This window comes from Desulforamulus hydrothermalis Lam5 = DSM 18033 (genome assembly GCF_000315365.1).
In the GTDB taxonomy this organism is placed as follows: domain Bacteria; phylum Bacillota; class Desulfotomaculia; order Desulfotomaculales; family Desulfotomaculaceae; genus Desulfotomaculum; species Desulfotomaculum hydrothermale.
In genome coordinates this window covers 94,159-116,741 of record NZ_CAOS01000009.1, presented here as the reverse complement: position 1 = coordinate 116,741, position 22,583 = coordinate 94,159, and the positions used below count along the sequence as shown (strand labels likewise).

Annotated in this window: 29 protein-coding genes, 10 tRNA genes and 1 pseudogene; 4 read left to right on the top strand and 36 right to left on the bottom strand. The window is 46.0% G+C overall.

Translation table 11 applies throughout. The annotated features are described in order from the left end of the window. Window positions 1–15: 15 nt before the first annotated feature. The 23 genes and pseudogenes from DESHY_RS13605 to DESHY_RS07085 form a co-directional block, all read right to left on the bottom strand. The gene (locus tag DESHY_RS13605; protein WP_072866237.1) at window positions 16–321 is read right to left on the bottom strand and encodes an HNH endonuclease; all 306 of its coding nucleotides are present in this window, start codon (window positions 319–321) and stop codon (window positions 16–18) included. 170 nt (window positions 322–491) lie between these two features. Beyond that, on the bottom strand, window positions 492–1,010 hold the full coding sequence (locus DESHY_RS07190) for a hypothetical protein (RefSeq protein ID WP_008411609.1): 519 nt from the start codon (window positions 1,008–1,010) through the stop codon (window positions 492–494). A 15-nt stretch (window positions 1,011–1,025) separates the two neighbouring features. Then, window positions 1,026–1,394, bottom strand: a complete 369-nt coding sequence (locus tag DESHY_RS07185) for a hypothetical protein (RefSeq protein WP_008411607.1) — start codon at window positions 1,392–1,394, stop codon at window positions 1,026–1,028. 187 nt (window positions 1,395–1,581) lie between these two features. Further along, on the bottom strand, window positions 1,582–2,121 hold the full coding sequence (locus tag DESHY_RS07175; RefSeq protein WP_048817966.1) for a hypothetical protein: 540 nt from the start codon (window positions 2,119–2,121) through the stop codon (window positions 1,582–1,584). A 226-nt stretch (window positions 2,122–2,347) separates the two neighbouring features. Then, on the bottom strand, window positions 2,348–3,115 hold the full coding sequence (gene istB, locus DESHY_RS07170) for an IS21-like element helper ATPase IstB (protein WP_008409491.1): 768 nt from the start codon (window positions 3,113–3,115) through the stop codon (window positions 2,348–2,350). Next, on the bottom strand, window positions 3,112–4,335 hold the full coding sequence (gene istA / locus DESHY_RS07165; protein WP_008409807.1) for an IS21 family transposase: 1,224 nt from the start codon (window positions 4,333–4,335) through the stop codon (window positions 3,112–3,114). Before istA ends, istB begins: the two co-directional genes overlap by 4 nt. Before the next feature lie 64 nt (window positions 4,336–4,399). Next, window positions 4,400–5,011 carry a sigma-70 family RNA polymerase sigma factor gene (locus DESHY_RS07160; protein WP_008411600.1) on the bottom strand — a complete coding sequence of 204 codons (612 nt, stop codon included), beginning with the start codon at window positions 5,009–5,011 and terminating at the stop codon, window positions 4,400–4,402. 340 nt (window positions 5,012–5,351) lie between these two features. Then, window positions 5,352–8,285 (bottom strand): DUF927 domain-containing protein, encoded by a 2,934-nt coding sequence (locus DESHY_RS07155; protein WP_008411598.1) that lies wholly within the window; start codon window positions 8,283–8,285, stop codon window positions 5,352–5,354. Between the two features lie 46 nt (window positions 8,286–8,331). Then, a complete protein-coding gene (locus DESHY_RS14020) occupies window positions 8,332–8,508 on the bottom strand; it encodes a hypothetical protein (protein WP_160162483.1) in 177 nt (58 codons plus the stop codon). Next, entirely contained in the window at window positions 8,508–8,735 is a 228-nt protein-coding gene (locus DESHY_RS07150) for a hypothetical protein (protein ID WP_072866256.1), read from the bottom strand. The genes DESHY_RS14020 and DESHY_RS07150 overlap by 1 nt, the downstream gene beginning before the upstream one ends. Next, window positions 8,732–9,115 (bottom strand): VRR-NUC domain-containing protein, encoded by a 384-nt coding sequence (locus tag DESHY_RS07145; protein ID WP_008411593.1) that lies wholly within the window; start codon window positions 9,113–9,115, stop codon window positions 8,732–8,734. Before DESHY_RS07145 ends, DESHY_RS07150 begins: the two co-directional genes overlap by 4 nt. A gap of 506 nt (window positions 9,116–9,621) precedes the next feature. Beyond that, window positions 9,622–9,894 (bottom strand): hypothetical protein, encoded by a 273-nt coding sequence (locus tag DESHY_RS07140; RefSeq protein ID WP_008411589.1) that lies wholly within the window; start codon window positions 9,892–9,894, stop codon window positions 9,622–9,624. A 13-nt stretch (window positions 9,895–9,907) separates the two neighbouring features. Further along, window positions 9,908–10,450 carry a putative metallopeptidase gene (locus DESHY_RS07135; protein WP_008411587.1) on the bottom strand — a complete coding sequence of 181 codons (543 nt, stop codon included), beginning with the start codon at window positions 10,448–10,450 and terminating at the stop codon, window positions 9,908–9,910. A 15-nt stretch (window positions 10,451–10,465) separates the two neighbouring features. Beyond that, entirely contained in the window at window positions 10,466–11,833 is a 1,368-nt protein-coding gene (locus tag DESHY_RS07130) for a DEAD/DEAH box helicase (protein ID WP_008411585.1), read from the bottom strand. 19 nt (window positions 11,834–11,852) lie between these two features. Continuing rightward, window positions 11,853–12,068 carry a hypothetical protein gene (locus DESHY_RS14875; protein WP_162470939.1) on the bottom strand — a complete coding sequence of 72 codons (216 nt, stop codon included), beginning with the start codon at window positions 12,066–12,068 and terminating at the stop codon, window positions 11,853–11,855. A gap of 43 nt (window positions 12,069–12,111) precedes the next feature. Then, a pseudogene (locus tag DESHY_RS14870) lies at window positions 12,112–12,498 on the bottom strand (single-stranded DNA-binding protein); the annotation flags it as partial. 3 nt (window positions 12,499–12,501) lie between these two features. Then, window positions 12,502–13,161: an ERF family protein gene (locus DESHY_RS07120; protein ID WP_008411578.1), complete on the bottom strand. Its 660-nt coding sequence runs from the start codon at window positions 13,159–13,161 to the stop codon at window positions 12,502–12,504. Window positions 13,162–13,169: 8 nt separating this feature from the next. Beyond that, entirely contained in the window at window positions 13,170–13,658 is a 489-nt protein-coding gene (locus DESHY_RS07115; RefSeq protein ID WP_008411576.1) for a siphovirus Gp157 family protein, read from the bottom strand. Between the two features lie 254 nt (window positions 13,659–13,912). Further along, window positions 13,913–14,314, bottom strand: coding sequence for a hypothetical protein (locus DESHY_RS07105; RefSeq protein ID WP_048817964.1), 402 nt, complete (start codon window positions 14,312–14,314; stop codon window positions 13,913–13,915). Window positions 14,315–14,319: 5 nt separating this feature from the next. Next, entirely contained in the window at window positions 14,320–14,640 is a 321-nt protein-coding gene (locus DESHY_RS07100) for a hypothetical protein (protein ID WP_008411573.1), read from the bottom strand. A gap of 360 nt (window positions 14,641–15,000) precedes the next feature. Continuing rightward, window positions 15,001–15,453, bottom strand: coding sequence for a sporulation initiation factor Spo0A C-terminal domain-containing protein (locus DESHY_RS07095; RefSeq protein WP_008411571.1), 453 nt, complete (start codon window positions 15,451–15,453; stop codon window positions 15,001–15,003). Between the two features lie 85 nt (window positions 15,454–15,538). Continuing rightward, a complete protein-coding gene (locus DESHY_RS07090; protein ID WP_048817963.1) occupies window positions 15,539–15,910 on the bottom strand; it encodes a hypothetical protein in 372 nt (123 codons plus the stop codon). Between the two features lie 49 nt (window positions 15,911–15,959). Beyond that, entirely contained in the window at window positions 15,960–16,172 is a 213-nt protein-coding gene (locus DESHY_RS07085; protein WP_008411570.1) for a helix-turn-helix transcriptional regulator, read from the bottom strand. Window positions 16,173–16,334: 162 nt separating this feature from the next. Here DESHY_RS07085 and DESHY_RS07080 point away from each other — a divergent pair, with 162 nt between their 5' ends. Together DESHY_RS07080 and DESHY_RS07075 are read left to right on the top strand one after the other, a co-directional pair. Further along, window positions 16,335–16,673, top strand: coding sequence for a helix-turn-helix domain-containing protein (locus DESHY_RS07080; RefSeq protein ID WP_008411568.1), 339 nt, complete (start codon window positions 16,335–16,337; stop codon window positions 16,671–16,673). Further along, window positions 16,673–17,764: a tyrosine-type recombinase/integrase gene (locus tag DESHY_RS07075; protein WP_048817962.1), complete on the top strand. Its 1,092-nt coding sequence runs from the start codon at window positions 16,673–16,675 to the stop codon at window positions 17,762–17,764. Before DESHY_RS07080 ends, DESHY_RS07075 begins: the two co-directional genes overlap by 1 nt. A 41-nt stretch (window positions 17,765–17,805) precedes the next feature. Here the strand turns inward: DESHY_RS07075 and DESHY_RS07070 are convergent. The 4 genes from DESHY_RS07070 to DESHY_RS14715 all read right to left on the bottom strand — a co-directional run bounded on the left by DESHY_RS07070 (window position 17,806) and on the right by DESHY_RS14715 (window position 18,312). Then, window positions 17,806–17,894 (bottom strand) — tRNA-Leu (locus DESHY_RS07070). A gap of 64 nt (window positions 17,895–17,958) precedes the next feature. Beyond that, a tRNA-Asp gene (locus DESHY_RS07065) sits at window positions 17,959–18,035 on the bottom strand. 8 nt (window positions 18,036–18,043) lie between these two features. Then, a tRNA-Gly gene (locus DESHY_RS07060) sits at window positions 18,044–18,118 on the bottom strand. A 71-nt stretch (window positions 18,119–18,189) separates the two neighbouring features. Then, the gene (locus tag DESHY_RS14715) at window positions 18,190–18,312 is read right to left on the bottom strand and encodes a hypothetical protein (RefSeq protein ID WP_008411565.1); all 123 of its coding nucleotides are present in this window, start codon (window positions 18,310–18,312) and stop codon (window positions 18,190–18,192) included. Between the two features lie 162 nt (window positions 18,313–18,474). Here DESHY_RS14715 and DESHY_RS07055 point away from each other — a divergent pair, with 162 nt between their 5' ends. Then, window positions 18,475–19,092 carry a hypothetical protein gene (locus tag DESHY_RS07055; RefSeq protein WP_008411563.1) on the top strand — a complete coding sequence of 206 codons (618 nt, stop codon included), beginning with the start codon at window positions 18,475–18,477 and terminating at the stop codon, window positions 19,090–19,092. 242 nt (window positions 19,093–19,334) lie between these two features. Here DESHY_RS07055 and DESHY_RS07050 read toward each other — a convergent pair. The 4 genes from DESHY_RS07050 to dut all read right to left on the bottom strand — a co-directional run bounded on the left by DESHY_RS07050 (window position 19,335) and on the right by dut (window position 20,226). Beyond that, window positions 19,335–19,409 (bottom strand) — tRNA-Cys (locus DESHY_RS07050). An 8-nt stretch (window positions 19,410–19,417) separates the two neighbouring features. After that, window positions 19,418–19,492 (bottom strand) — tRNA-Gly (locus tag DESHY_RS07045). 16 nt (window positions 19,493–19,508) lie between these two features. Next, window positions 19,509–19,584 (bottom strand) — tRNA-Phe (locus tag DESHY_RS07040). A gap of 72 nt (window positions 19,585–19,656) precedes the next feature. Then, window positions 19,657–20,226, bottom strand: coding sequence for a dUTP diphosphatase (dut, locus tag DESHY_RS07035; RefSeq protein WP_048817961.1), 570 nt, complete (start codon window positions 20,224–20,226; stop codon window positions 19,657–19,659). Between the two features lie 201 nt (window positions 20,227–20,427). On the opposite strand from dut, the gene DESHY_RS07030 reads away from it, so the two are divergent. Next, window positions 20,428–21,105 carry a 4Fe-4S binding protein gene (locus tag DESHY_RS07030; protein WP_008411560.1) on the top strand — a complete coding sequence of 226 codons (678 nt, stop codon included), beginning with the start codon at window positions 20,428–20,430 and terminating at the stop codon, window positions 21,103–21,105. A 147-nt stretch (window positions 21,106–21,252) separates the two neighbouring features. On the opposite strand, the gene DESHY_RS07025 is transcribed toward DESHY_RS07030, so the two are convergent. From DESHY_RS07025 to speB, 5 genes are all read right to left on the bottom strand, one after another. Next, window positions 21,253–21,327: transfer RNA gene (locus tag DESHY_RS07025), tRNA-Cys, on the bottom strand. Window positions 21,328–21,335: 8 nt separating this feature from the next. Further along, window positions 21,336–21,410: transfer RNA gene (locus tag DESHY_RS07020), tRNA-Gly, on the bottom strand. A 16-nt stretch (window positions 21,411–21,426) separates the two neighbouring features. Next, a tRNA-Phe gene (locus DESHY_RS07015) sits at window positions 21,427–21,502 on the bottom strand. A gap of 7 nt (window positions 21,503–21,509) precedes the next feature. Continuing rightward, window positions 21,510–21,586 (bottom strand) — tRNA-Asp (locus DESHY_RS07010). Between the two features lie 101 nt (window positions 21,587–21,687). Then, window positions 21,688–22,563, bottom strand: coding sequence for an agmatinase (gene speB / locus DESHY_RS07005; RefSeq protein ID WP_008411558.1), 876 nt, complete (start codon window positions 22,561–22,563; stop codon window positions 21,688–21,690). Window positions 22,564–22,583 lie beyond the last annotated feature (20 nt).

Here is a 22,583-nt window from a genome sequence, read left to right as displayed (position 1 = left end):
CCCCCTGCCCGGTCCCTAGACTTTGAATCCTCTAGTTTGAAGGAGGGGGGATACCCTTTGCTCCCACTGTTTGCCAAGGTCTGTCAATTCGCCATTAGTCCTATCGTGCATCTTGTCGTGATGTTCGTTACACAAACTAATCAGGTTATCGCTAACCAAACCGAGGTCAGGCCGTTGTTCTAAAGGGAATACATGGTGTACTGTCGTTGCCGCTGTAGTCTTGCCGTACCGCCTGCACTCCCGGCAGAGGTATTCATCTCGCCGCAGGATGTTTGCGCGTTTGCTCTGCCATCGTCTGGATTTATAGAAAGGCTTGGCCATTTATACTCACTCCAATAAACCTGTCACAGTCATTCCGGGCGTAACACAAAAACCGCCCATCTCTAGGCGGTTTTTTCTAAACACAATATTTTACAGTACCATTTTACCACGTTTGAATTACCATGTAAAAACCATCTTTTAATCACGGTTTAATCAAAGCCCTGAGGCCTTTAAATATCTAGCTTAAGGCCATCTACACCGAATATTAAGACGCTCAATTCGGTGATCATTTCTTTTTTCCACCGTCTTACTGTAGCCTCCCCGCAATGGATTTCCTCTGCCACTACCTTTACCAACTCACCATATGGCATATCCCTTCTCGCCTTGTCAAGGTACAAACTTTTAATTACCTGATACTTTTCCGGCTGCCCCTTGGCAGACATCCTCAGTCTTAGTATCTCCAGGCAGGTTTCAATTTGGGTAATCATAATTGCAGTCCGGATACGGCTTTTTTTGATTGCCTTCACTATTACTTCGTCCATATCGTCATCTAATTCCATGATATCGGATGCCTTGTCCTTGGAGTTTTCGTAGTGATCCAGCAGGCTCAGGTAATTCTTAAGCAATAACTCAGTATTCTGGTATCTGGTCCTTTTAACCCGCTGGCGTTCTTCTTCTTTGAACTCTTTCAACGCTTCCCTTGCTGCTATCTTGGCTATTTCGTGGGTATTTACTTTTGATTTCCCCAATCCATGTCACCCCCCCTAGTCTGTTATATCCAGTAAAAACCTTATTGCCATAGCAGCCACCTGTACCATTTCTGCTTTTGCCCGCTTAGTATTATTAACCTTAATTTCATTCCAAGCTTCATCCAGTTCCTCCAGGATTACTGCATAACCTTCATGGGCTGATGCAAACCTTGGATATAGGCTTCTGGCTCTGTAAACTTCGTTAACTACCGAGAAAACAACCTTATCAACTTCTTCAGGTTTATACAAGCCTTGCTCACGTTCTGAAAGCTCCAAAACCTTTTTGCTAAACTGATACAGGTTCTTTGTGCCCAGTTTTGTTCGCATGGTCTTTAATAGTTTTTTCTCGGTTGGCGTCATATCGTAACTGTTGAGCTCAGCCATAGGCTACCTCCTACCTAAAGGTGGCAACGGTCCTCTTTTAAACCGCTCACACCCTAATACTGTCACAATTTCATACTTTCTTGTGCTATTAAAGGGAGCAGGAACAGACTTGACCTTGTACTCTAAGCCAGTACGGTCGCCTTTATCAATCCATGGACAAAGCATAGGCGTGGCCTTGGCACATATCTCACAGAGTGTTGCCATTGCTAACCTCCTTACAGCCAACCAGGTAACCATTATCATCCTTTGATATCCGATAAGTGCCCTCTGTAAGCCCTAATCCCAATAATGACTTAATTAGTCCATTGCCACCAATACTTGCGCTCTTTTTACCACTTACCTTGTAGCAATTTTCCCCATCACAAGGAGCCAGAACTACCTTTTGCTTCATAACCCCTATCTTGACACCATTTGATCCAAGTAACTCTCTTGCAGCTGCATTGACTACAAACCTTTTGCCAATAATCACTAAGGGCTCACTGTTATTTGATGCGCCTGGACGTTTATCTATCCACACAATCTCAGCGGTAGATACTTGGACTGGCTTGTCCTGTTGGGATAATTTGCTTAAATCAAATTTCTTCTTAAGCTTATAAAACACATCAGTGGCTATTCCAAGCTGCTTAATTATTTCCGTATCTTTAAGACCCTGGGACTTAAGCTCAATGTAAACCTCTTGGGTTAATTTTTCCCTGGCAATATCCAGACGGGTTCTTCTACCCTCCATATCCAGACCTCCTTGTGGTGAATTATTTGGATTTCGGTATTTCTCAAGTTCCTCTGGGGTCAAAGTGTAAGTGATTACTGGGCTGCTTACCGGTTCCTCGCTTTCGGTTGATTTGCGCGGCCCAACTCTAACATTTCTGCCGGTTCCTCTTCCCATGTCAACGCCGACTTTATTTTGACCCACCATCGCCGGTTTAGAATTGACCCACCCGGCGATTTTTTGTTGGTTAGGTGGTAGAGGGGGAGCCGTAGGCTCCAGTCCTCATCTTCTCACGAAGTCGGTAACTATTCCCCCTAATATTGACGATGTGGGAATGGTGTAAGAGCCGATCCAGGATAGCCGTAGCAAGTATCGGATCGCCCATCAGTTCCCCCCATTCACCGAAACTCTTGTTGCTGGTCAACAGAATACTCCCTCTCTCGTATCTTGCACTTACTACCTGGAAAAAGAGGTTAGCTGCCAAACTGTCAAACGGTAAGTAACCAATTTCGTCAATAATCAGGAGCTTTGGTCGAATATAGATGCGTAGGCGTTTATCCAGCCTGTTTTCCGTGTAAGCTTTTCGCAGATCTTCGATGAGTTGCGAGAGACTGACAAAGTAAACGGATATCCCTTGCGAGATGGCTTCTACAGCCAACGCCACCGCCAGATGACTTTTTCCTACTCCGGGAGGCCCTAAGAACAAGACATTCTCGTGTCGGGTTACAAAAGTCATCGTGGCCAGCTCTCGAATCAACCGTTCGTCAATGCTGGGTTGGAAAGCAAAATCGAACTCCTCCAGCGTTTTTCGGTAAGGCAAGTGTGCGAGTTTGGTGCGTACCTCCATATTCCGTTTTTGACGTTCCGCTATCTCTGCATCTAGAAGCATGTTGAGAAAGGACAGATAGGTGGGCTGTCCATGACTTGCCGCTTCCAAATGGGCATCCAAGAGTAGAGCCGCTTGCTGAAGCCCAAGTTCCTCGAGACGTAGCCGTGCTTGTTCCAGTTCAATCATGCTCCCACCCCCGTCAGCTGCTCATAGACATCCAGCGAACGCACTTCCACTTGCTGCGATGAAATCTGTCGGGCTTGCGGACGTGGATAGGCATATCCTTGAGCAGTCGTAAGACCTGCATACTGGTTTTCACAAAAAACAGTTGCACGGGATCGATAGACCTTTTGGTGTCGAGCAATACATGTGCCGTCGGCCCAGATTTCCACCCACCCATTCACTTCTCGCACGGTACCCTCACGTCCACTGTACCTCCATGGAACCCCATATCGTACACCATCGTAGCTAACAAATCCGTCTCGGCTGACCTGTCTTGGTTCATGCAAGTATTTTTCCCATCGTTCAGCTGAAGGGATAGGCGACAGATTTTCCTCACGGAGTCGGTCGATGGGACGTTCGCCGGTTGTTCCATGAATACGGCGGTTAATCCGCTCGCACCAGTGTAGGGCTTGTTGATTGAGATCCTGTAAATCAACGAAGCGTTTGCCAGGAAGAAAGTTGTTTTTTACGTATTGAACGCCTCGTTCCACTTTTCCCTTTGTTTCGGGGCGTCGAACTTTGCATACTTTTGGAACAAGCCCAATCGCTGCAGCAAAGTCGGCAAAAAGCGGATGCCAGCGAGGTTTTCGATCATCTCCCATGCCCAGTACGACGGTTTTCATCTGGTCGGTCAGCATTACCTTTGGGATGCCCCCAAAATATTCAAAAGCATGAATCAAGCAACGAAGAAAGCTGTGAATGTCACAACGCTTAGTGAACTCTATATAGGTGGAACGAGAGTACCCCAATACCATGACAAATACCGGCACTTTTCGGACTGTACCGTCCAAATCTACGTAATCACACAGTCCCCAGTCGACCTGTGCATATTCACCAGGTTTCGTCTCGTAACGAAGAACAGCGGGAACTTGTTTGGGAGGACGGAAGTCCTTCACATAGTCTTTCAAGATGGTACGTCCCCCGGTATACCCCTTTTCTCGTAGAAGATCGAATAAAACCTCGCAGTTATAGATACCTTCTTGAAGACGTTCCTGCAGGAACGGTTTATACGGATCAAGCTTGGAACCACGAGATTTACGGGTTCCCTTTTCGGGGGAGAATTCACCCCGGAGATATCGGCGAACTGTATTTCGAGAATGCCCCGTTAGACGGGCAATTTCACGAATACTCTTGCCTTCTGCCCTCATGGTATGTAACGATATCACTATCCCACTCCTTAGCATGTGTCTCCCTCCGAAGATTAACTTGGCCGTTAATTACGAAGGGGATATATTCGCTAAGGGTGGGTCATTTTCTTTCCGGCGAACCTGGGTCAATTATATCCCGGCGGTGACATCCCATAAATCCATCCCCCTTATAGGGCTCTAAATGCACTGAAAGCCTTTTAGGGACTCGTTTTTCAATTCTACTAACGTAACCCTGAGAAATATTTAGTAGCTGCCCTATCTCCTTCTGCCCTTTGCCGTTAAGTCTAAGCTGTAATATCTTAAGCTCCCTGGGACTAAGTTTTTTGACAACCTGCTGAAAAACAATCTTAGTCTCAACAGCTCCGGTCTCGTCAGAGGCTGCAGCATCCAGGATATCGTAGCGACTAAAACTATCACCATTGTCGTTAGTTGGTTCGCCATCTAGCGATAATACCGGGATATGCTTACTATTCCTTCGGTGGTGCATTAACAGTTGGTTGGTGATACAGCGTGAGGCGTAAGTAGCAAAGGCAGCCTTGGTATTGTCAAATGTCCGTATTGCTTTTAACAGAGCCAAGGTTCCAACTTGGACTAATTCATCGTATTCGTAATTGAGGTTTAATTTTCTGACGATGTAATGGACTAGTCTAATGTGTTGCTCAAGTAATTCTGCTTCGTTTTGGGCCGGCTCTTTTATGGATGTTGTAACCACTTATGTTAAGCCCTCCCTTTTGGATTTTTCTTGTCTATTTTTTCTGTACCACTATTAGTGGTACAAGATTAGAACACGTGAGGCCTTGATTTTACTGGGGTTCAGAGTGCGTTGTACACTGTACCACTAATTTGCAGAGGGTATGATATATTTTTTATACCCCCTTATACCTTATACCTTAAGGGGTAGGGTATATTTGCTATAGATATATATAATATTTAGTGGTACAGTGGTACATTATATATATAAATGCCCCTCAACCCTTACCATTCAAGGGTTTTCTCTGTACCACTAGTTGTACCACTAATGTGTTTTTGTACCACTTTAGTGGTACAACTAATCAGAGATTGACTTCCCTTATTTTTATTACCCTTGCCCTAACACCGCTCTCTAATACCCTTCCTGGGGCATCATACCTAATCTTTCCACCGTGATTATAGGACTCTATTTTCCCGGTCAAAGCCCACTCACGAATGATTTTCCGGCTGCTTGAAAACCGTTCTGACAAAAACTGATCTACAACACTACGGATTACATAAAAATCAGGCTTATCAAAGGGCATATCTCCCTTTTCGATATATCCAAAGCAGGGACCATTAGTACGTTCTTTGAACATGGCTTGATTTTCAGCTATCCAATCCTTGAACGCTTCCCATGCTCGTTCTGATTCGCTGGCCTCTTTTTTGGTAATCAGCCCAGTCAATATGTGCCCACCGGTAGCCATTGCTCCTGCCTTGGCCTGTTCCCATGGCTCACCAAATACCCATGCAGAAGTCAGATAATCAGCAGTGGCTACACATGCCACGGCATCAATATGGGAATCTATTCGGTCCTGATAACTCGCCCGGAATACAGATTGGAATTCCCTGTAGGTAGCGAAGATGGTGCCATAGTCAGCAGCCAATAGCTGTGACAGAAATTCCGGACCAGCATGGCCATGGTTCCTAGGCAGGAAGTAATACAGATTGCGGGCAAAGTCACGGTCATGGGCAAGTGGGCCGTCGGATATCTCCAGTACACGAGTCATCACCCCGTCAAAAGAACCTGTATTTGAAAGGGTTCCTTCTCCAGTTGATAGGGCTATAGTGCGCCATGTAGCGGTTATCTGGAGACCTTTCTTGTCGGCTCGGTTGCGTCCCCGGCCTTCACCCAGAGTGTAAAGCAACGGGTTTATATCATCCTTTTTACCTCGACTTAGAACTTCCCGTTCATTTATGGCCAAGGGCAGGTCGGAATGAAGGGCTGCCTTGCGTTCCATAGCTGTAGTGGTGGTATCGAATGTACTAATCAATCGGTCAGGGTTGCCCCAAACGGACATGGCCGCCCATAGTGTGGCAGTTTTCCCGTCTTGGGAGTTACCCCAGTTGTGGATAATAAAGTTGCGCTGCCCCAGGATCCGGAGCAGCGGCGCAGCAAAGCTGGCCGCCAGGATAAAACGGGCCTTCGGTGATTGTCGTAGATACTGCATCCTGGCAATCCATTCCGACCGGTCGCCAACCGTAGTAAATCCGGATATGGTCCGCTGGCTGCCGTCGTCATCAATGTCGATTCGATAGTGTGGGCTAAAGTTTGGTAGCACAAATTCCCTGTCGCCTCGCCAGCCTAGCTTTGATACAGCCTGAGTAACTGGTATTCGATCCTGGTTGACATCCAGGAGAACATCAAACCACTTGACTGTATACTTTGCTGACTCAGATGATATAGCCACACCAAAATCGGCCAGGCGCAATATTTTCCGAGAATCCATTACCGTGGAACGGGGAAACAATACTTTGCGCCAACCGTTCAAGTACTGGAAACAGATCTCCAGCTTTTCTGTTTCTGTGTCCACGTTGAAGAGTCGTTCTGATATAATCGCTGGGGTACCAACGGCCTTATATGCTTGAATATCCCCAGAGCTTGTCTCCCTGACATATAAAATACCTGATTTCTCAAAACGAAAGTTTGGCGGCAATACTAGATCAAGAGGGATTTCAGGTACCGTATTACTAAGCATCCTGGTGCCGGGTTTCTCCCCATCCTGGACCACATGTAAATGGCTTTCTTGACGCACCTGTTTTTTGTATTGTTTAACCATTTTTTCTAGGTCATTCAAATTTACACGGCCCTTACAGGTGGCTTTGAATTTGGCATATTCAATTTGGTCTTCTTTTTTGAGCAGCGCCAAGGCACCAAGCACTTCTTGAGTAAGTACGGTTTCAGGTGTTGGTATAGAAATCCCACGCACAACCGCCCGGGCCTTGCCAACCTTGGACAAGCTCCAACTGCACGGAGCCTGCACTCCACATCCTCCTTGGGGACAGCCCGGGAAGCCTACGACAGTGCGAATATATTCACACGTCTGAGGGTTCATAGCCAGGGCCTCTGCCAGCTTTTTGTCCGTATCCTCCGGCCGGTAGCGCTCCGGATCCAGGGCAGAAATCTGGTGAGCGGCATGGATCCCGTCACTGGCCCGGGCTACATTTGTGAGCATTGCCAGCCATTCCGCATATGTAATATCTTTGGCGTTCAGCTGGCAGTGCTGCAAAAACCGGCAATTCCTAAGCATCAGCTCCGCCGGTCCATCCGTTGGCCGACGCTCAAACTTCTCTGTCCGGTGGTGGACGGGATTATCCGGTACCGGTGGCAATAAATCTTCGATGTCAGACGGGTTATATCGCAGTTCTGAACGCTCAATAACCCGGCACTGGACGGGACTGTCCGGAATCTTCTTGTTTAGTGTTCCGGGGAGCCGCAGCACCCGGGCAAGGTCTGCTGTGGGATCTATTCTCCAGCCACGGGCTGCTGCGTTTTGTTTAACGACCGCTTGTAAGGACTGCAGTAATTTAGCGGCCCTCGCCCGTTCCTCCGGAGCATTAAACTCCCAGGGCTCACGAAATAGCCAGTAAGCATGGATGCCATACCCACTCCAGGTTATGATGGATGGCGGCAAATCATTAGGCAGCAACTCCATGGCCGCATTTATGTCAGGCGGCAATGCCTTGCTCTTGTGTGCTACAGGGTGGTAAACATCAATATCCACCCACAGCCCAGGGATGGCCATGATATCTTCGTTTTTCGGTCGCTCATATTGGCCTAGAGAGTGGACGGTGGCACCTACCCCAAAATACACATCATAGCTAGGAGTTAGGCGACCGGCTGCAGTTGCCATTTCAGCCAACGTACCGGCTGTAAACGGGTGAGTTTGTTTATCCGGCAGTGTCCACAGGTAAAGGACACTTCCAGGATCAAAATATCCGTACAGGGAGGATAAGAAGTCCTGTATTTTATTCAAAAATTTCCTCCCTCCTTTGATAGTTAGTTAAGTGGATCTAACTTACTCAATGACAACAATCTGGACAATCATCCCAATCATCATAACCATGAGGACATTGATAATACTCATTTTCCATGTTTTCATTACGTTTCATATTAAACACCGACAAAGCAAACAAACAAAACATGAATCCGGTAAAAATACCAGCGGTAAAACCAATCACTGCAATATCACCACCCATTACCTAGCCCCAATCAAAGGGACGCTTCTTTTCGCTGATACAAAAAAATTCTCTTTCTTAAGCTTCTGACCGGGAGGGCCATACTTTTTATGAATCTCTGCCAGTTCTTCCTGGTTTAATGTGTACTCTTTTAAATTACTGGGGCTAGTGTAGCCGTTAGATTCGTTACCATCTACCTGGGATGGCAATATACAGTTATCTCCAAGTTTTATCATCGTTTCCATCACTTTAACCCCACCAATGCCCCACGGAATATTTTTTCCGCATCCTCCGGACTCCTGGCTACCCCAGCGAATGCTCCCCGCTTGGCCATCTCTCGGAGGAAGTTTTCCTGATCCGGACGGAGCCGACCTGTGGGTGATTTAACCTCAATAAACACTGCTCTTCCCATCTCGGCCACACCAAATAGATCGGAGAATCCCATAGGAAGGCCGGATTTAAACCTCCGGGGATTATGAATAGTAATACTGCCGTCAGCATTTTTTTCGATGCGCTCACCAGTCCATGCCTCGCCAACGTTGGCCCGGAAGAGTACGCCCAGTTTTTCTATAGATACAAAGGAACGAATTTGGCTTTGAATGTTGGCTTCCGACTTAGGTTTATTCATCTGCAGACTCCTCCTGCTTTAGAAGTTCTGGTTTAATGGGTATTTAACTTTCGTAGTGGTTTGTTCATTAATTTCAATCATCTCCTTTTCTGCTATGTAATGTGATGGTAATCCCATCGTGTTTGACATCACTTTCCGCTTTTGACAGAAAGTATCTACACTTTATACGATTACCGTCAACAAATACTCGTTTTGGCTCAACACAACAATATCCTTTTGAACCATCTTCAGACCACCCAAAAACTCCCCACGTGCCATAATCAGGCTCGTAATATAGACATTCTTTGCATGTCATCCTTTCTCAACCTCGCTTTCCTTTTGTTTTCTTTTTCTCCAGTCATCCATGCAGGCTTCTATCATTGAGCCGTCACAATAGTTAACACATGGACAATCTTCACAACACGGCATCGTGTTCGACCTCACTTTCCTCAAATCTTAAATACAAACCACCATGAAAGTTGTTTGAAATGCTGTATAATTTTTATGCTTATTTTTGTAAACCACCATCAAAGTTGTTTACCCGGTTTAATCCGGTTCTTTGGAACTCGCATAACAATTAAAGCTCCAAAATCAGTCAAACAACTTCCACCAATGATTGCATCTTTCGGAATGATGGCCTCATATTTGATTCTGAAATAATCTTTCTTTTTAGTAGGAGAATATGTTTCTAATGCTTGCACTACTGGTAAAACAATAATACTATCAGGGTTTTTATCTTTAAGATGAGAAATAACCTCCTTGACCACTTGCGGGTCAACATCCACATAACAGGTACTCATGCCGCACCTCCGATTATTTAATAACTCTCAGCGTCCTGTTATCCTTAAACAATTTCTGCTGTCCCATCTCGTTAATGTTGCTCCAATCAATGCCCTCAGCCAAGAGATCCGGAATAACTGTCTTTGTACTTGACCAGTTAAGACCCAGGCCGTAAACCATCTCACTCCAGTCCTCTATGTCATGATGCTTAAGGCCACCGTCATAGTCGATATGCCTCAGTTCGTGATATACCAGGGCAATAATTTGCTCACGGCTCATTTCCCGGATATTCCTTTTAAAAATCTCCATAAAATACTGAAATGTTCGCCCGGTAACCTGATAAATAATCTCCTGCCACTTTTCAGGGACCTTGCCGATCTGAGCATATTTGATTTTGTTCATTGATTTCCCGGTGCCCTCTGTATTGTCAATGAACAGAATAGCCTTAACAGGCACATGCTTTAGTTCCTCGAATTTACATACAAGTGCCTCAGCAATTGGTCTATAGGCATCGTTGATAACGTATTTGCCATTCCATTCATCTACCACAACAATGCGGCTATTGTCAGACGACATAAGCAACACCTCTTGCTATCTCTTAATCCTCTTTAACTCAGCCATCTTATTAATCCAACCAAGCTTGTACCCACGCCGGAGCGCAATTTGCTCCAAATCCGTTATGTTTTTGGCCTGCCTAATTTCTTGTTTCCTTCGCTGGCGCTCAATCTCGTCAATCTTAACCAGCTCACCCTTTTTCTGTTCCGGCTCTGCCCTTTCCGTAGGAGCGTACTGATAACCACATAGAGGGCAGACAGGTGCAGGCCTATGGGCGGCATAACACTTGGGGCACTGCCTTAGGGATATCTCACGATGACCAGTACTGCTTTTCTTCCTACCTTCCAGGCTCCAAACCCGATCCTCATCTGGTAGCCCGTGGCGGTAGCAATTTCCCACATGGTCAATGATGATGGCCACTTTACCCGGGTTATCTTTATCCGGCCGCATAGGGCGCATGGATTGTTGGATATGCAGTGTCAATGACTGTGTGGGTCTCAACAACAACACCGCCTCCATGGCCGGCACATCAAAACCCTCGGAAATTAAATCCACATTACAGAGCACCTTAATTTGTCCGGTGCGGAATTGCTCAATGGCGGCCTTACGGACTCCGTGGTCTGTCTCGCCATCGATGTGCTGCGCTGGGATACCGGCCGCTCTAAACATTTCTGCCGTGTGTTCGGAATGGGCCCGGCTCACACAATAGGCTATGGCCCTTTTGCCATCAGCCAGCTTTTTGTATTGCTCAATGGCATCCCCAATAATCTCTGACCTGTCCATGGCTAAGGTGATATCTGACTTAACATAGTCCCCATACTTAACCCGTAGGCCGTCCAGGTTTGCTTTAACTGGTGGAGCAAAATATTTATAAGGGGATAAATTGCCCCATTCAATTAGTTGCTTAACACTGGGCCCCAGCACCAGGGAGTTAAATATATCTCCTAACCCGTCACCGTTGGTCCTGGCCGGGGTAGCTGTAAGGCCGATCACGTAGGCGTTAGGAAATGCTTGTATCAACTTAATCCATGTATTTGCCTTGCAGTGATGGGCTTCGTCAAAAATAATCAAATTCGGTGGCTGTATCTTATCCAGCCGGCGGGCAATGGTGAAAATACTACCGATCTGTATTTGGTCACCGGTGGCTATACACCCAGGGGCAATAATTCCATGCTGTATGCCCATGGCTGCAAAAGTATTACTAGATTGCTCTATAAGCTCCTGACGATGGACGGCAAACAAAACATTGTTACCTTTAGTGGCGGTTTGAGCCGCCATCCACGCCATGATTACTGTCTTACCAGCACCACAGGGGGCAACTATACAGGTTTTGCGGCGTCCGGAACGGAACTCATCCCGGACGCCTTCGATTAGCAATTCTTGGTATGGTCTAAGTTGGAACATAATTAGAATGGGATATCATCTATGTTGTAGCCGCCAACTGGGGGTTGCTGCCCTGGGTGCTGAAAGCCGATTTGCTGTCCCTGTGGTGGCTGGCTATTGGGTGGTGCAGCTGGCGGCTGCCACTGGTTTGGTTGTCCTTGTTGTTGCGGATAGCCATTTGGCTGTTGTGGGTACCCGCCTGGTTGCTGTGGCGGAAATCCTTGGTTAGGCGGTATAAACCCCGGTGGTTGCCCATGGGGAGACTGCTGCCCTGGGTAACCGGGTGGCTGACCATAAGGCGGTTGCTGTTGCGGATAGCCCTGTGGAGGTGCTTGAGGCGGGTGTTGAGTTGATTGCTGGCCTTTGTCGCTTGGCCAATCTAGGAATTTAACTTCATCAGCCACAACCTCAGCAGTTTTACGCCTAATCCCTTGATTATCATCGTAGGAACGTATCTGCAGGCGACCTCTAACTGCCACTAGCCGACCCTTGCCTAGATTATTTGCACAAGCCTCAGCTGTTTTTTGCCAAACTACGATGTCAATAAAATCCGTTTCCTTTTCCCTATCTTTAGATTGCGGGCGGTCAACTGCGATATTAAAGCTACCAACCGCAGTGCCATTTGTTGTATATCTAAGCTCCGGGTCACGGGTCAGGCGACCAATTAGCACGACATTATTTAACACTAGCTACACCATCCTTTGTTGTAAGTATCCCTGGGCTTCATGTACCATTGCTGAAAGTTCTGGTTCAGTCAAATGGCTAAGTGGTTTATGAAAACGCTGCTCCAGGTATCCAGGGAGAGAATTAATATCCCATCCCATCTGTCTCCAGAGGCCGATAAGCTCCTGGTATCTGGGTGAATTAGGGATACCACCATTAACCGGTTGATGAACCGTAAACTCAGTCTTATCTGTCCGCTCGTCAGCCTCAGGTTCGTCACCTGTTTCAATGTTTAAAGCTGTCAACCAGGCATATTTAAGGGCCATGGTCTGTGCTTTGGCCACTGCTTTATCTCCAGGGTCAGTACCGGTACCCAAACTGATCACGCTTACAAACTCGCCTGAATCAGCGTCAATGATGGTTAGTTGGCATTCAACCGTCACCAACTGCCATACAGCACCCTTGGTTGTTGATTTTTCTTTTTCACTAACTACCGAAAATTTAGGAACACTAATCAGGCGTGCCTCTACAAGGGCAGGGTTAACCTTTTCCATTACTGCGGCTGCTGAAACATACTTATATCTTTGCTCCTTGTTTTCGCTGTCTTTTTGTACATAGCCGCAGGCCTTTGCTACCTGAACTAGCTTTGCTGCAATGTTTTTTCTTTCGGGATTTAAAATTGACATGGTCCACCTCACTGAATACGGATGTGGTAGCCCTGGCGTAGTTGAACACCCGGGATGTTAACACCACTCTTTAAATCAGCTAGTATCAACTTTTTATCTAGCTCCGGCTCCGGGGTAAACCAATAATTTTGCGGGATTTCATCTGGATCTGTCACAGAAACACCGGCCGGGGACTTCTGGCGGCGGACAGTACCAATATCGGTAAGAATCTTATCCTTTGCTGTAGCCTCCATGGCTTGAAGCAGGTACTCTTTGAGCCATTTAATCTTGTTTTCAATTGTCCGTTTTTTATCAGTAAGGCGCTTAGCTTCTTTATCAAAGCCTTCTGCCTGAACTTCTAGTGATTTAATCATCTTGGCAATATTACCGACCTTTTCTTCAATGGCTCCCTCCAGGGCTTGGAGAGTATCCTCCAGGGTAGAGTAATTTAGTTCTTCACCATCTTCCATCATGGCAAAAATCTCATTGAAAGCACCGGTCATTTCGTAAAGCTTCATTCTGCATCCTCCTCTATGCCGTTCTTAATCAGTTCACAGTCTGGCGTACAATTAAGGCACTCTTGGCCATTTAGCGCACATCTTAAAATCAATGTTTGCGACCTCCTTTACCCTTGGTAGGTTGGTCCTCTTTAGGACTAATGCCACTGCGCTTTCGGCAAAGCCCAATGTCGACGGGATATAAATCACAGTCATCAATGCATCAAGCAATGTTTTGCCAGATAACACTCCTTGCGTGATAACTCCAATGGAGTTCACCCGGGCGGTGCCTGCTGACCGGATAGGTACGGTATGATAGCAGATCGATGGTCGTTGAGTTTGTTAATCAACTTTATAGCCGTTCCCTCGCACCTACCCGGAGCTTTTGGGTTAATAAAAATCCTGAATCCTTGCAATTGGTCCGGGACTAATCTAACTCCCTGGGCCTCTAATGCTGCGAGTACCAACTGGGCATTAAATGGTTCTGTGAGCGCGAAGTATGCCAGCACCTCTGGCTTCAGTTCCCTGATAGCCCCAAGGATTGCCCGGGCAGGATCCGGTATTCGCTCAACTGGCCAGGGAATCTTAACCTGAACCTGCCCCTGGTGGTGATATACGGTGATGCCCATTTGCTGGGCTTGAGTGATTAGTTCTGAAATTAGTCCTGAAACTTTCATTTCGGCTACCACCTTGGTTCCCATTTGTCTATTATTTCTAAAACTTCATATCCAAGTTCTCGGGCCAATTTCTTTGCACTTTGTTTTGATTGGGCCATAAGCACTTCGCTGGAACCGTCTTTCATACGCACTTCAAACGGTCTCTGGATCCCTCGTTTTTCGGCTTCTTTTCGGAGCTTCTTCCAAGCAGATTTCCTGCCTTCATACATGAGGTTATATATCAATCTCTCGTCAGAGATCCTCGTTACAGCAGAGTCATAATTGGGGTCGGTAGCTGAGCAAGGAATTAAACCATATTGCTTCCAGCAGGTTACTAATTCAGGCATGCGCACCGCCCCTCCTTGCCTTCCTAAGCCATTTTTGTTTTGGTGTAAAACAAACCTTATTAAGCCCGAAGGCCCAAAATCCGCTACGATCCCGGAGCCATCTGGCCCCGCACCTCGGACAATGGTTTTCCTTGTGGCCTTGTCTGAAAGTGATATCTCGACCGCAGAGACATTGCGGGATTAGCATGACTGGCACATCCGGCGCAACCACTCCCGGAATTCGGCTACCGTCCCCCGGAACGTGGCAATCCTGAAAGGACTACGCATTATTAATCACTCTCCTTCTTGACACTTTACAGTCAAGGTGATAAGTTTAACGTGAGGTATTTTCTTTATGGCCGTTTTAAAACGGCTCTTTTTTTATGCTCGAAATTTGAGATTTTCCACGCACCAGGCCAGAAACTCCGAGTTAGTTGGTTGGTCAGTAAACGATTTAGCATACAACGGGCTACATCTTTCAGCCATCAATTCTACAGCGTGCCTAATGGCTCGTTCTACTCGGCTTGGGGTGGTATCGTGTAGCTTGGCAATGGCTGGGTAAAGTTCTTTGGTGACAGCAAACAGCAGCGATTCATTTTCCTGCAGTAACTTTATGGCTGTTTTGAGGTAACCAAAGCCTTTTACATGCATTGGGGTGCCGAGCTCCCGAAGAAACTGAGAAATTTGCTGGTCGGGGTTCGCGTACTGAGGTTCCGCAGTCTGAGTTTGTTGTGTTTGGCCAGTCAAAGCGGCCTTTAACTGCGGGTAAATAGTTAAGAACCTTTCGGCTAAATCCTTTAGATTTTCCATGGTTTCTAATGTGTTAACTTGCATCTTACTCACCTCCTTTACTTGTTTGCCTTGCCGTGAAAGGTAAACCAGAGTACTGCCGATAAAATAACGCAAGCTACGAACACTGTCATTTCAAGCCCTCCTTTCTCTCCCTGAACTGATAAATACACCCACAGCTCCTACACATCACTGTCACTGTTGAGTCCCCGGCCAGATAACCGGCCTCCCGGGAGTGGCAGGCCGGGCAACCGATGCTGGCAGAAACCTCCCCGCCTTCGATGATGACCACCGGGAATACTCCGGCACTGGTGATAACTGGTTCTACAATCCGGACGTTGTAGTTGTTGATGTTGAGCCTGGAAATACCATACTGCCGGAGCGTGTCATGGACCTGGCTCATCATTTGCTGCCGGGTCCATTTCCCAGCGGCATACATCTGGATAACCGAATGGACTAAAGCCCGGACTGACTGATTAGGAAACGGGTGGACTGTTGCCAATGGTTACACCTCTCTTCTTGGCATCAAAATTTGTTTCCAATCGGATACTTTAATCACAAAAAAATATCTTATTAGGATCCAAAGAAAACTCATTAACCATAGCTGCAACCTCTGAAAGGGTAAAATCCCGATATCCGTTTTCCTTTAGGATATAGGCATTGATGGATATTCCTATTCTTTTAGCCATATCTTCTTGCGTCAGAGCTCTTTCTACTCTAAACGCCTTCAGTTTAAGATGCGGTTTCCTTTGTTTTTTTGCCATTACTTTTCCTCCCCTCGCACCATTTTGCCTGTTTCCTTTTGGATACTTATAGGGTAACACGGGCACCTATTTGTGTCAATTATTTTTTTGTCTTTTTGGATACAAATTATTGCTTTTTGGCTACACTATTGATATACTGATTTCGAAAGGTGGTATATTGCTTTGGAGAGTAAAATGTTGAAAGAAAAGTTTGGACAAAGACTCCGTTTGCTCCGCGAGGAGAAGAAACTTACCCTAGAAGAGGTTGCCCAAGGCACAGGAACAACCAAAGGGACTATACACAAATACGAAAACGGCCTAAGGGAACCAAAACTCTCTAATGTAAAGGCTATTGCAAAGTTTTTTAATTGCGACTTTAACTGGCTCATAGGGTATAGTGACGAAAGATACCCTGAGTTAACATCTAATGAATTATTGGAAATTTTTAACTCACTTTCACCTGATAAAAGGAAAGAACTGTATTCTTATGCTCAATACTTGCTTAATAAGGAGGAGCATTAATGAAAGGATTGGTTCGTAAACGGAAAGATGGAAGATGGGAAGGCCGAGTAGAGTTACCACCAGACCCTATTACTGGGAAGCGTAGACAGAAATATGTATATGCTAGCAAGAGGCAAGAATGTCAAAAGCTAGTAAACGATATAATATATCAACTTCAAACTGGAACATTTGCTGATGCAGGGAAGCTCACAATTGACGCATATTTAGAGCAATGGTTCTCGGTATATTGCAAAAAATTAGAAACAACTACTAAAGAAGGATATAAAAGATACATTGACAATCATATTATCCCATATTTCAAGGGCAAAAAACTTAAAAACCTCCGACCAATACACATCGAGGAATTTTATAATTACGAAAGAGAGAAGGAATATTCAGAGAAAACAATATTGCAGATACATCGAATCTTTTCAAGGGCCTTGAAGCATGCAGTAAAAAACGGGTTAATACCTACTAACCCATGCTCCTTAGTAGATCCACCTAGCCCTGATGATTTTGAAATAACCGTGCCTGATGTGTCACAGTTTTATGCAATATTAGATGCAGCAAGAAATACTGAGCACGAAATACCTGTTCTTTTGGCTGGCATGTGTGGCCTTCGAAGGGAAGAAGTATTCGGACTCACATGGAATGATATTGACTTTAAAAATTCTACCTTAACCATTCGACAGGTTGTTGTTCCTGTCTCTGGCGGCCTAGAAGTAAAACCACCAAAAACAAAAAAGTCAGCAAGAACCATTTCGGTCCCTGCTGATGTTTTAAAAGTTTTAGCTGTTAAAAAATCCATAGGTTATGTAATATCAAACGACGGCAACCCTAGTCATCCAGGTAATTATTCTCACCGCTTTAAAAACTTCCTAGCTTCTAACAAGCTCCCACATATAAGGTTCCATGATTTAAGACACTTCCATGCAACACTAATGTTAGATGCAGATATAGATATACGGCATGTACAAAATAGGCTTGGCCACAGCAATATTACAATGACATCAAAATACCAACATATACGTCCAAAGGGAGATGTAGCAGTAGTAGAAAAAATAGACCAGTACCTTCGCGGTGGTCAAAACGCTGGTCAAAAGCAAAATTAAATTTCAAGGCCTCCAGGTTAATAGCCTGGAGGCCTTTATTTTGGTGCCCGGAGCCGGGGTCGAACCGGCACGGGTATCGCTACCCGCAGGATTTTAAGTCCTGTGCGTCTGCCTATTCCGCCACCCGGGCAAATATTTATACCTTAGCTTAAACAGTATAACAATTATATTGATTTTTGTCAATAAACAAAATTTGGCGGAGCTGACGGGAGTCGAACCCGCGATCTCCTGCGTGACAGGCAGGCATGTTAGGCCTCTACACCACAGCTCCGCAATTGCTGGAGCGGAAGACGGGATTCGAACCCGCGACCCTCGCCTTGGCAAGGCGATGCTCTACCACTGAGCCACTTCCGCAAAACGTCAACCGACGGTTAATAATATACCACAGATAAGGAAGATAAGTCAATATCTAAATTGTAGCGTACTTAATCGCCATATTTACGGTTAAAGCCGATTATTATGGCAACCAGTGCCGCTGTAACAGCAATAAACATAATAAAAAGTTGGGTTCGTGGCAAACTGCTGTAAAATGACAATAATGCTTCCACTTTATCACTCTCCTGATATCCAGTATACCATAACCAATAATTGCTAAAAACAGCATAACAGCAGATTATTGCATCAAAAAATTAACTTAATTTTTAATATTTGGAAGGATTTTCCTTTATGGCCTAGAAATATTATTAAAAAACAACCTGGGAGGTATAACTGTGTTTAGTGAATACCGGCAAATTGTAAATAAAATAAATGGCCTGGATAAACCACTGGCGTCACTGACCAGATCGCAAAGAAACGAACTGTTAAACCTTACTATTCGCCAGGAAGAGCTGGAAAAACAGATCGGCGACGCAGTTCGTCAAAGTTTCAAAGAGCTGCAAGAAGGTCTCGACCTGGTGGCTGAATGGGTGCGTTTAATGCAAGAAGAAGCCATTAAAGCTCTGGGGATTGAAGGAACACCCGAAGAAGTGCTGGCACTGGAAGAAACCCTTGCCCAGGCCGGTTCACTTAACGCCCAGATTGCAGCATTAACCCTGGCTGATTATTCCCCCGGCAATCAAATAAAAGCAGACAACCCGCCGGCTAACTCTAATTTTGCAGCCGAGCAGCCACACCCTGTCAATAATAAAGAACAGATAAAATCTTCTCTGCCTATGGTAGTTTCTGCTATTGATATGGATGATTCTGAGCCGGAACAAGTTATTAATAAAGTTTTAGCAGAAATCAGCGAATCTGTGGTAGCCGCTGCCCCCGCCTATTTACCGGAAGTGTTTAACCAACCCCGCATTACCAGTCAAAAAAATCGACCGGCTAAAAAGAAAAAACGATAAAATATTTTAAAGATTAATCCGGCAGGTATCTGGCAAAATACCTGCAGCATCGCTTCTTAGTAAGCAAAAAGCAATCGTGGCAGCGTCCATACAAATAACGTAGAATCAGGAAGGGGTACGGCCCCCGGTTGAACGCATATGAACCGCCGTCAAGATTTGACAACCAGGTCGGCAATACTGTTAAAAGCAATAATAAACAAAATAAGTCACCTGTTTACCGGCAGGTGACTTATCTTTCCCTATGGAGGCGGCACCCAGATTTGAACTGGGGAATGGAGGATTTGCAGTCCTCTGCCTTACCACTTGGCTATGCCGCCAGATAAAATGGAGCGGAAGACGGGATTCGAACCCGCGACCCTCGCCTTGGCAAGGCGATGCTCTACCACTGAGCCACTTCCGCACTAAATGCTGAAATATGGTGCCTCGAGCCGGAATCGAACCAGCGACACGCGGATTTTCAGTCCGCTGCTCTACCAACTGAGCTATCGAGGCACTGTTGGCAATTATGAATTTTAGCATAAGTTTTACCCTCTGGCAAGAGGTAATTGCAATTTTTATATGAATTTATAAACCGGTGCTGCCAAAGCCACTTTTACCCCTGGCCGTTTCACTTAATTCCTCGCACTCAACCAGTTCAATATCCGGCAGGGTTTGAATAACCGCCTGGGCAATTCGCTCACCAGAACGGAAGGATACTTTATATTCTCCTGCATTATGCAGCAGCACCATAACTTCGCCCCGGTAATCTGAGTCCACCACACCAACAGCATTACTCAAGGTAAGCCCGTGATTTTTTGCCAAGCCGCTACGCGGGAATATAAACATGGCGTATCCCGCCGGAATTTCAAAAGCCAACCCTGTCCGCACCGCCTTATGTTCCCCCGGCTCAAGTGAAAAATCTTCAACAGTATGCAAATCAAAGCCGGCACTTTCAGGGGTGGCCCGCTTAGGAAGTTCCGCATTTTCGTGAACTCTCTTAACTTTAATTAAACTGTTTTTAAACACAAACCAGTTACAACGCCTAAAGGGGTACAGTGCTTCATCCCTGGGAATCTTTATTTCTTGTTTTTCACATTTATAATCCCCGCGAATAATTTCAACACCGTACCGACAACGGTTACAGGTTTCCAGCATGCTGCTAACACCCCTAAAAGTATATAATTTGTGATTATTATCACTTCGACACACCATATCCGCTTTCCCTGCTACTGCTTTATTTTTTTTGTCATTTTTTTGACAAGCATTTAATTTTATTAAAAATATATTGACAGCGTAATTATTATTAATTATATTAGAATAAGTCAACATGATCATTCAGAAGGAGGTAATATATTTATGAAAAAAAACTTACTGTTGTTTAGTCGTTACCGAAAACAAGCCTTAACGTGGTTTATTTTGCCCGCAGTAATTGTTGCCGGCTGGCTTTACCCACCGGCCGGTTTTCTGCTGCTGTTATGTATGTTTGGGGCGGTAGGCTTATCATTCTTCAGCGGCCGTTCCTGGTGCGACTGGATGTGTCCGCGCGGTGCCTTTTTTGACTTGTTGTTTCAAAACCCGCAGCAAACCAAACCCGTTCCTGCCTGGCTGCGCTCCAAGAAGCTGAAGGTGTTTATGCTGGGTTTGATTATTGTAGTCCTGGGAAGCCAGCTGTATTTGTCCTGGGGTGATTTATATGGTATGGGCTTAGCCTTTGTACGCCTGCTCACCTTAACCACCCTGGCAGGTATTGTTCTGGCGGTAAAAGTTCACCCCAGAGGGTGGTGTCATATTTGCCCGATGGGTACCATGGCCGGCTGGTTTGGCCAAGGCAAGCGCCCTCTGTTTATTGGCGAAAAGTGCACCGGCTGCGGTCTTTGTGCCAAAGCCTGTCCCATGGGTCTAACCCCTCACCTGGACAAACAAACCGGCCTTTTCCTTGATGCTGATTGCATCAAATGCGGCAGCTGCACCGCCGTTTGCCCGCGTAATGCCTTAAGTTTCAACGAAACAGCAGTGTCACACAAAGCAGCCTAATAAGCCGACCTTTGATCCCCACCTGAAACGCTAACAAAGTTTGCAAAAATAAACCCGTATCACTATTAAAGTGGTACGGGTTTATGTTTATCCCTTGATTGTCCTGCATCAAAAAACCCCATGCAAACCAGCATGGGGTTTTCTTACTGGAGGCGGCACCCAGATTTGAACTGGGGAATGGAGGATTTGCAGTCCTCTGCCTTACCACTTGGCTATGCCGCCATATAAAATGGAGCGGAAGACGGGATTCGAACCCGCGACCCTCGCCTTGGCAAGGCGATGCTCTACCACTGAGCCACTTCCGCACTAACTACTGAAATATGGTGCCTCGAGCCGGAATCGAACCAGCGACACGCGGATTTTCAGTCCGCTGCTCTACCAACTGAGCTATCGAGGCAAATAACTGGCGGAGCTGACGGGAGTCGAACCCGCGATCTCCTGCGTGACAGGCAGGCATGTTAGGCCTCTACACCACAGCTCCATGTCAGTTTCGCCACTGACAATGATAAGTATACAAAAACTGACTACGGAAGTCAAATATATTTTTTGCGTTTCTTTAGGAAATTTTAACCGCCGCTTTACTTAACTTTGCTTCTCCGGTTTGCCAAAGGCTAAGATTGCTTCTCTTACCAGTTTGGCACCCAGTATGGCAGTCCGCTCCGAATGGTCGTAGGCCGGACTGATTTCAACCAGATCAAATCCTACCACCCGGAGATCCCGTAAAGCGTAAAGGGCTTCCAGTATTTCCGCAGCCGAACATCCCCCCGGCTCAGGCGTTCCGGTACCCGGGGCAAAGGCCGGATCTACCACGTCGATATCCAGGGTAATATGCACCGGATGTCCTGCCAGCTCAGGCAGCACCTGCTTTAATGGTTCCAATACCTTCCCCACAAACATATGGGTATTTTGTTTGGCATATACAAACTCATCCCTGGTGCCTGAGCGAATGCCAAATTGATAAATATTTTTTCCTCCTACCAAATCTGCAGCCCGCCGTATTACTGACGCATGAGAAAGGGCTTGACCCATGTAATCCTCACGCAAGTCGGCATGAGCGTCGAAATGCAGGATTTTAAGTCCGGGATATTTGGCTGCTACCTGCTCTATTACCGGTAAGCTGATTAAGTGTTCCCCGCCCAATACCAAAGGGAATTTGTCATCCTTCAGAATACCGTTTACCACCTGTCCAATACGACGCAAGCTTTCTGTGACATGTCCGAAAGGAAGAGAAACATCGCCGGCATCATAATAATTATAATCTGCCAGATCCCTGTCCAGCATAACGCTGTATTCTTCCAGACCTACTGACACCTGGCGAATGGCCTGGGGACCTTGGCGGGTCCCCGGCCGAAAACTGACAGTAAAATCCATTGGTGCTCCTACCAAAACAACCCCGGCATTCCGGTAATCACGGGAAGCCCCCAGAAAACCGCTGCCGGCATCCAGAAGGTTAAACATGGTTTAATCTCCTAATTATT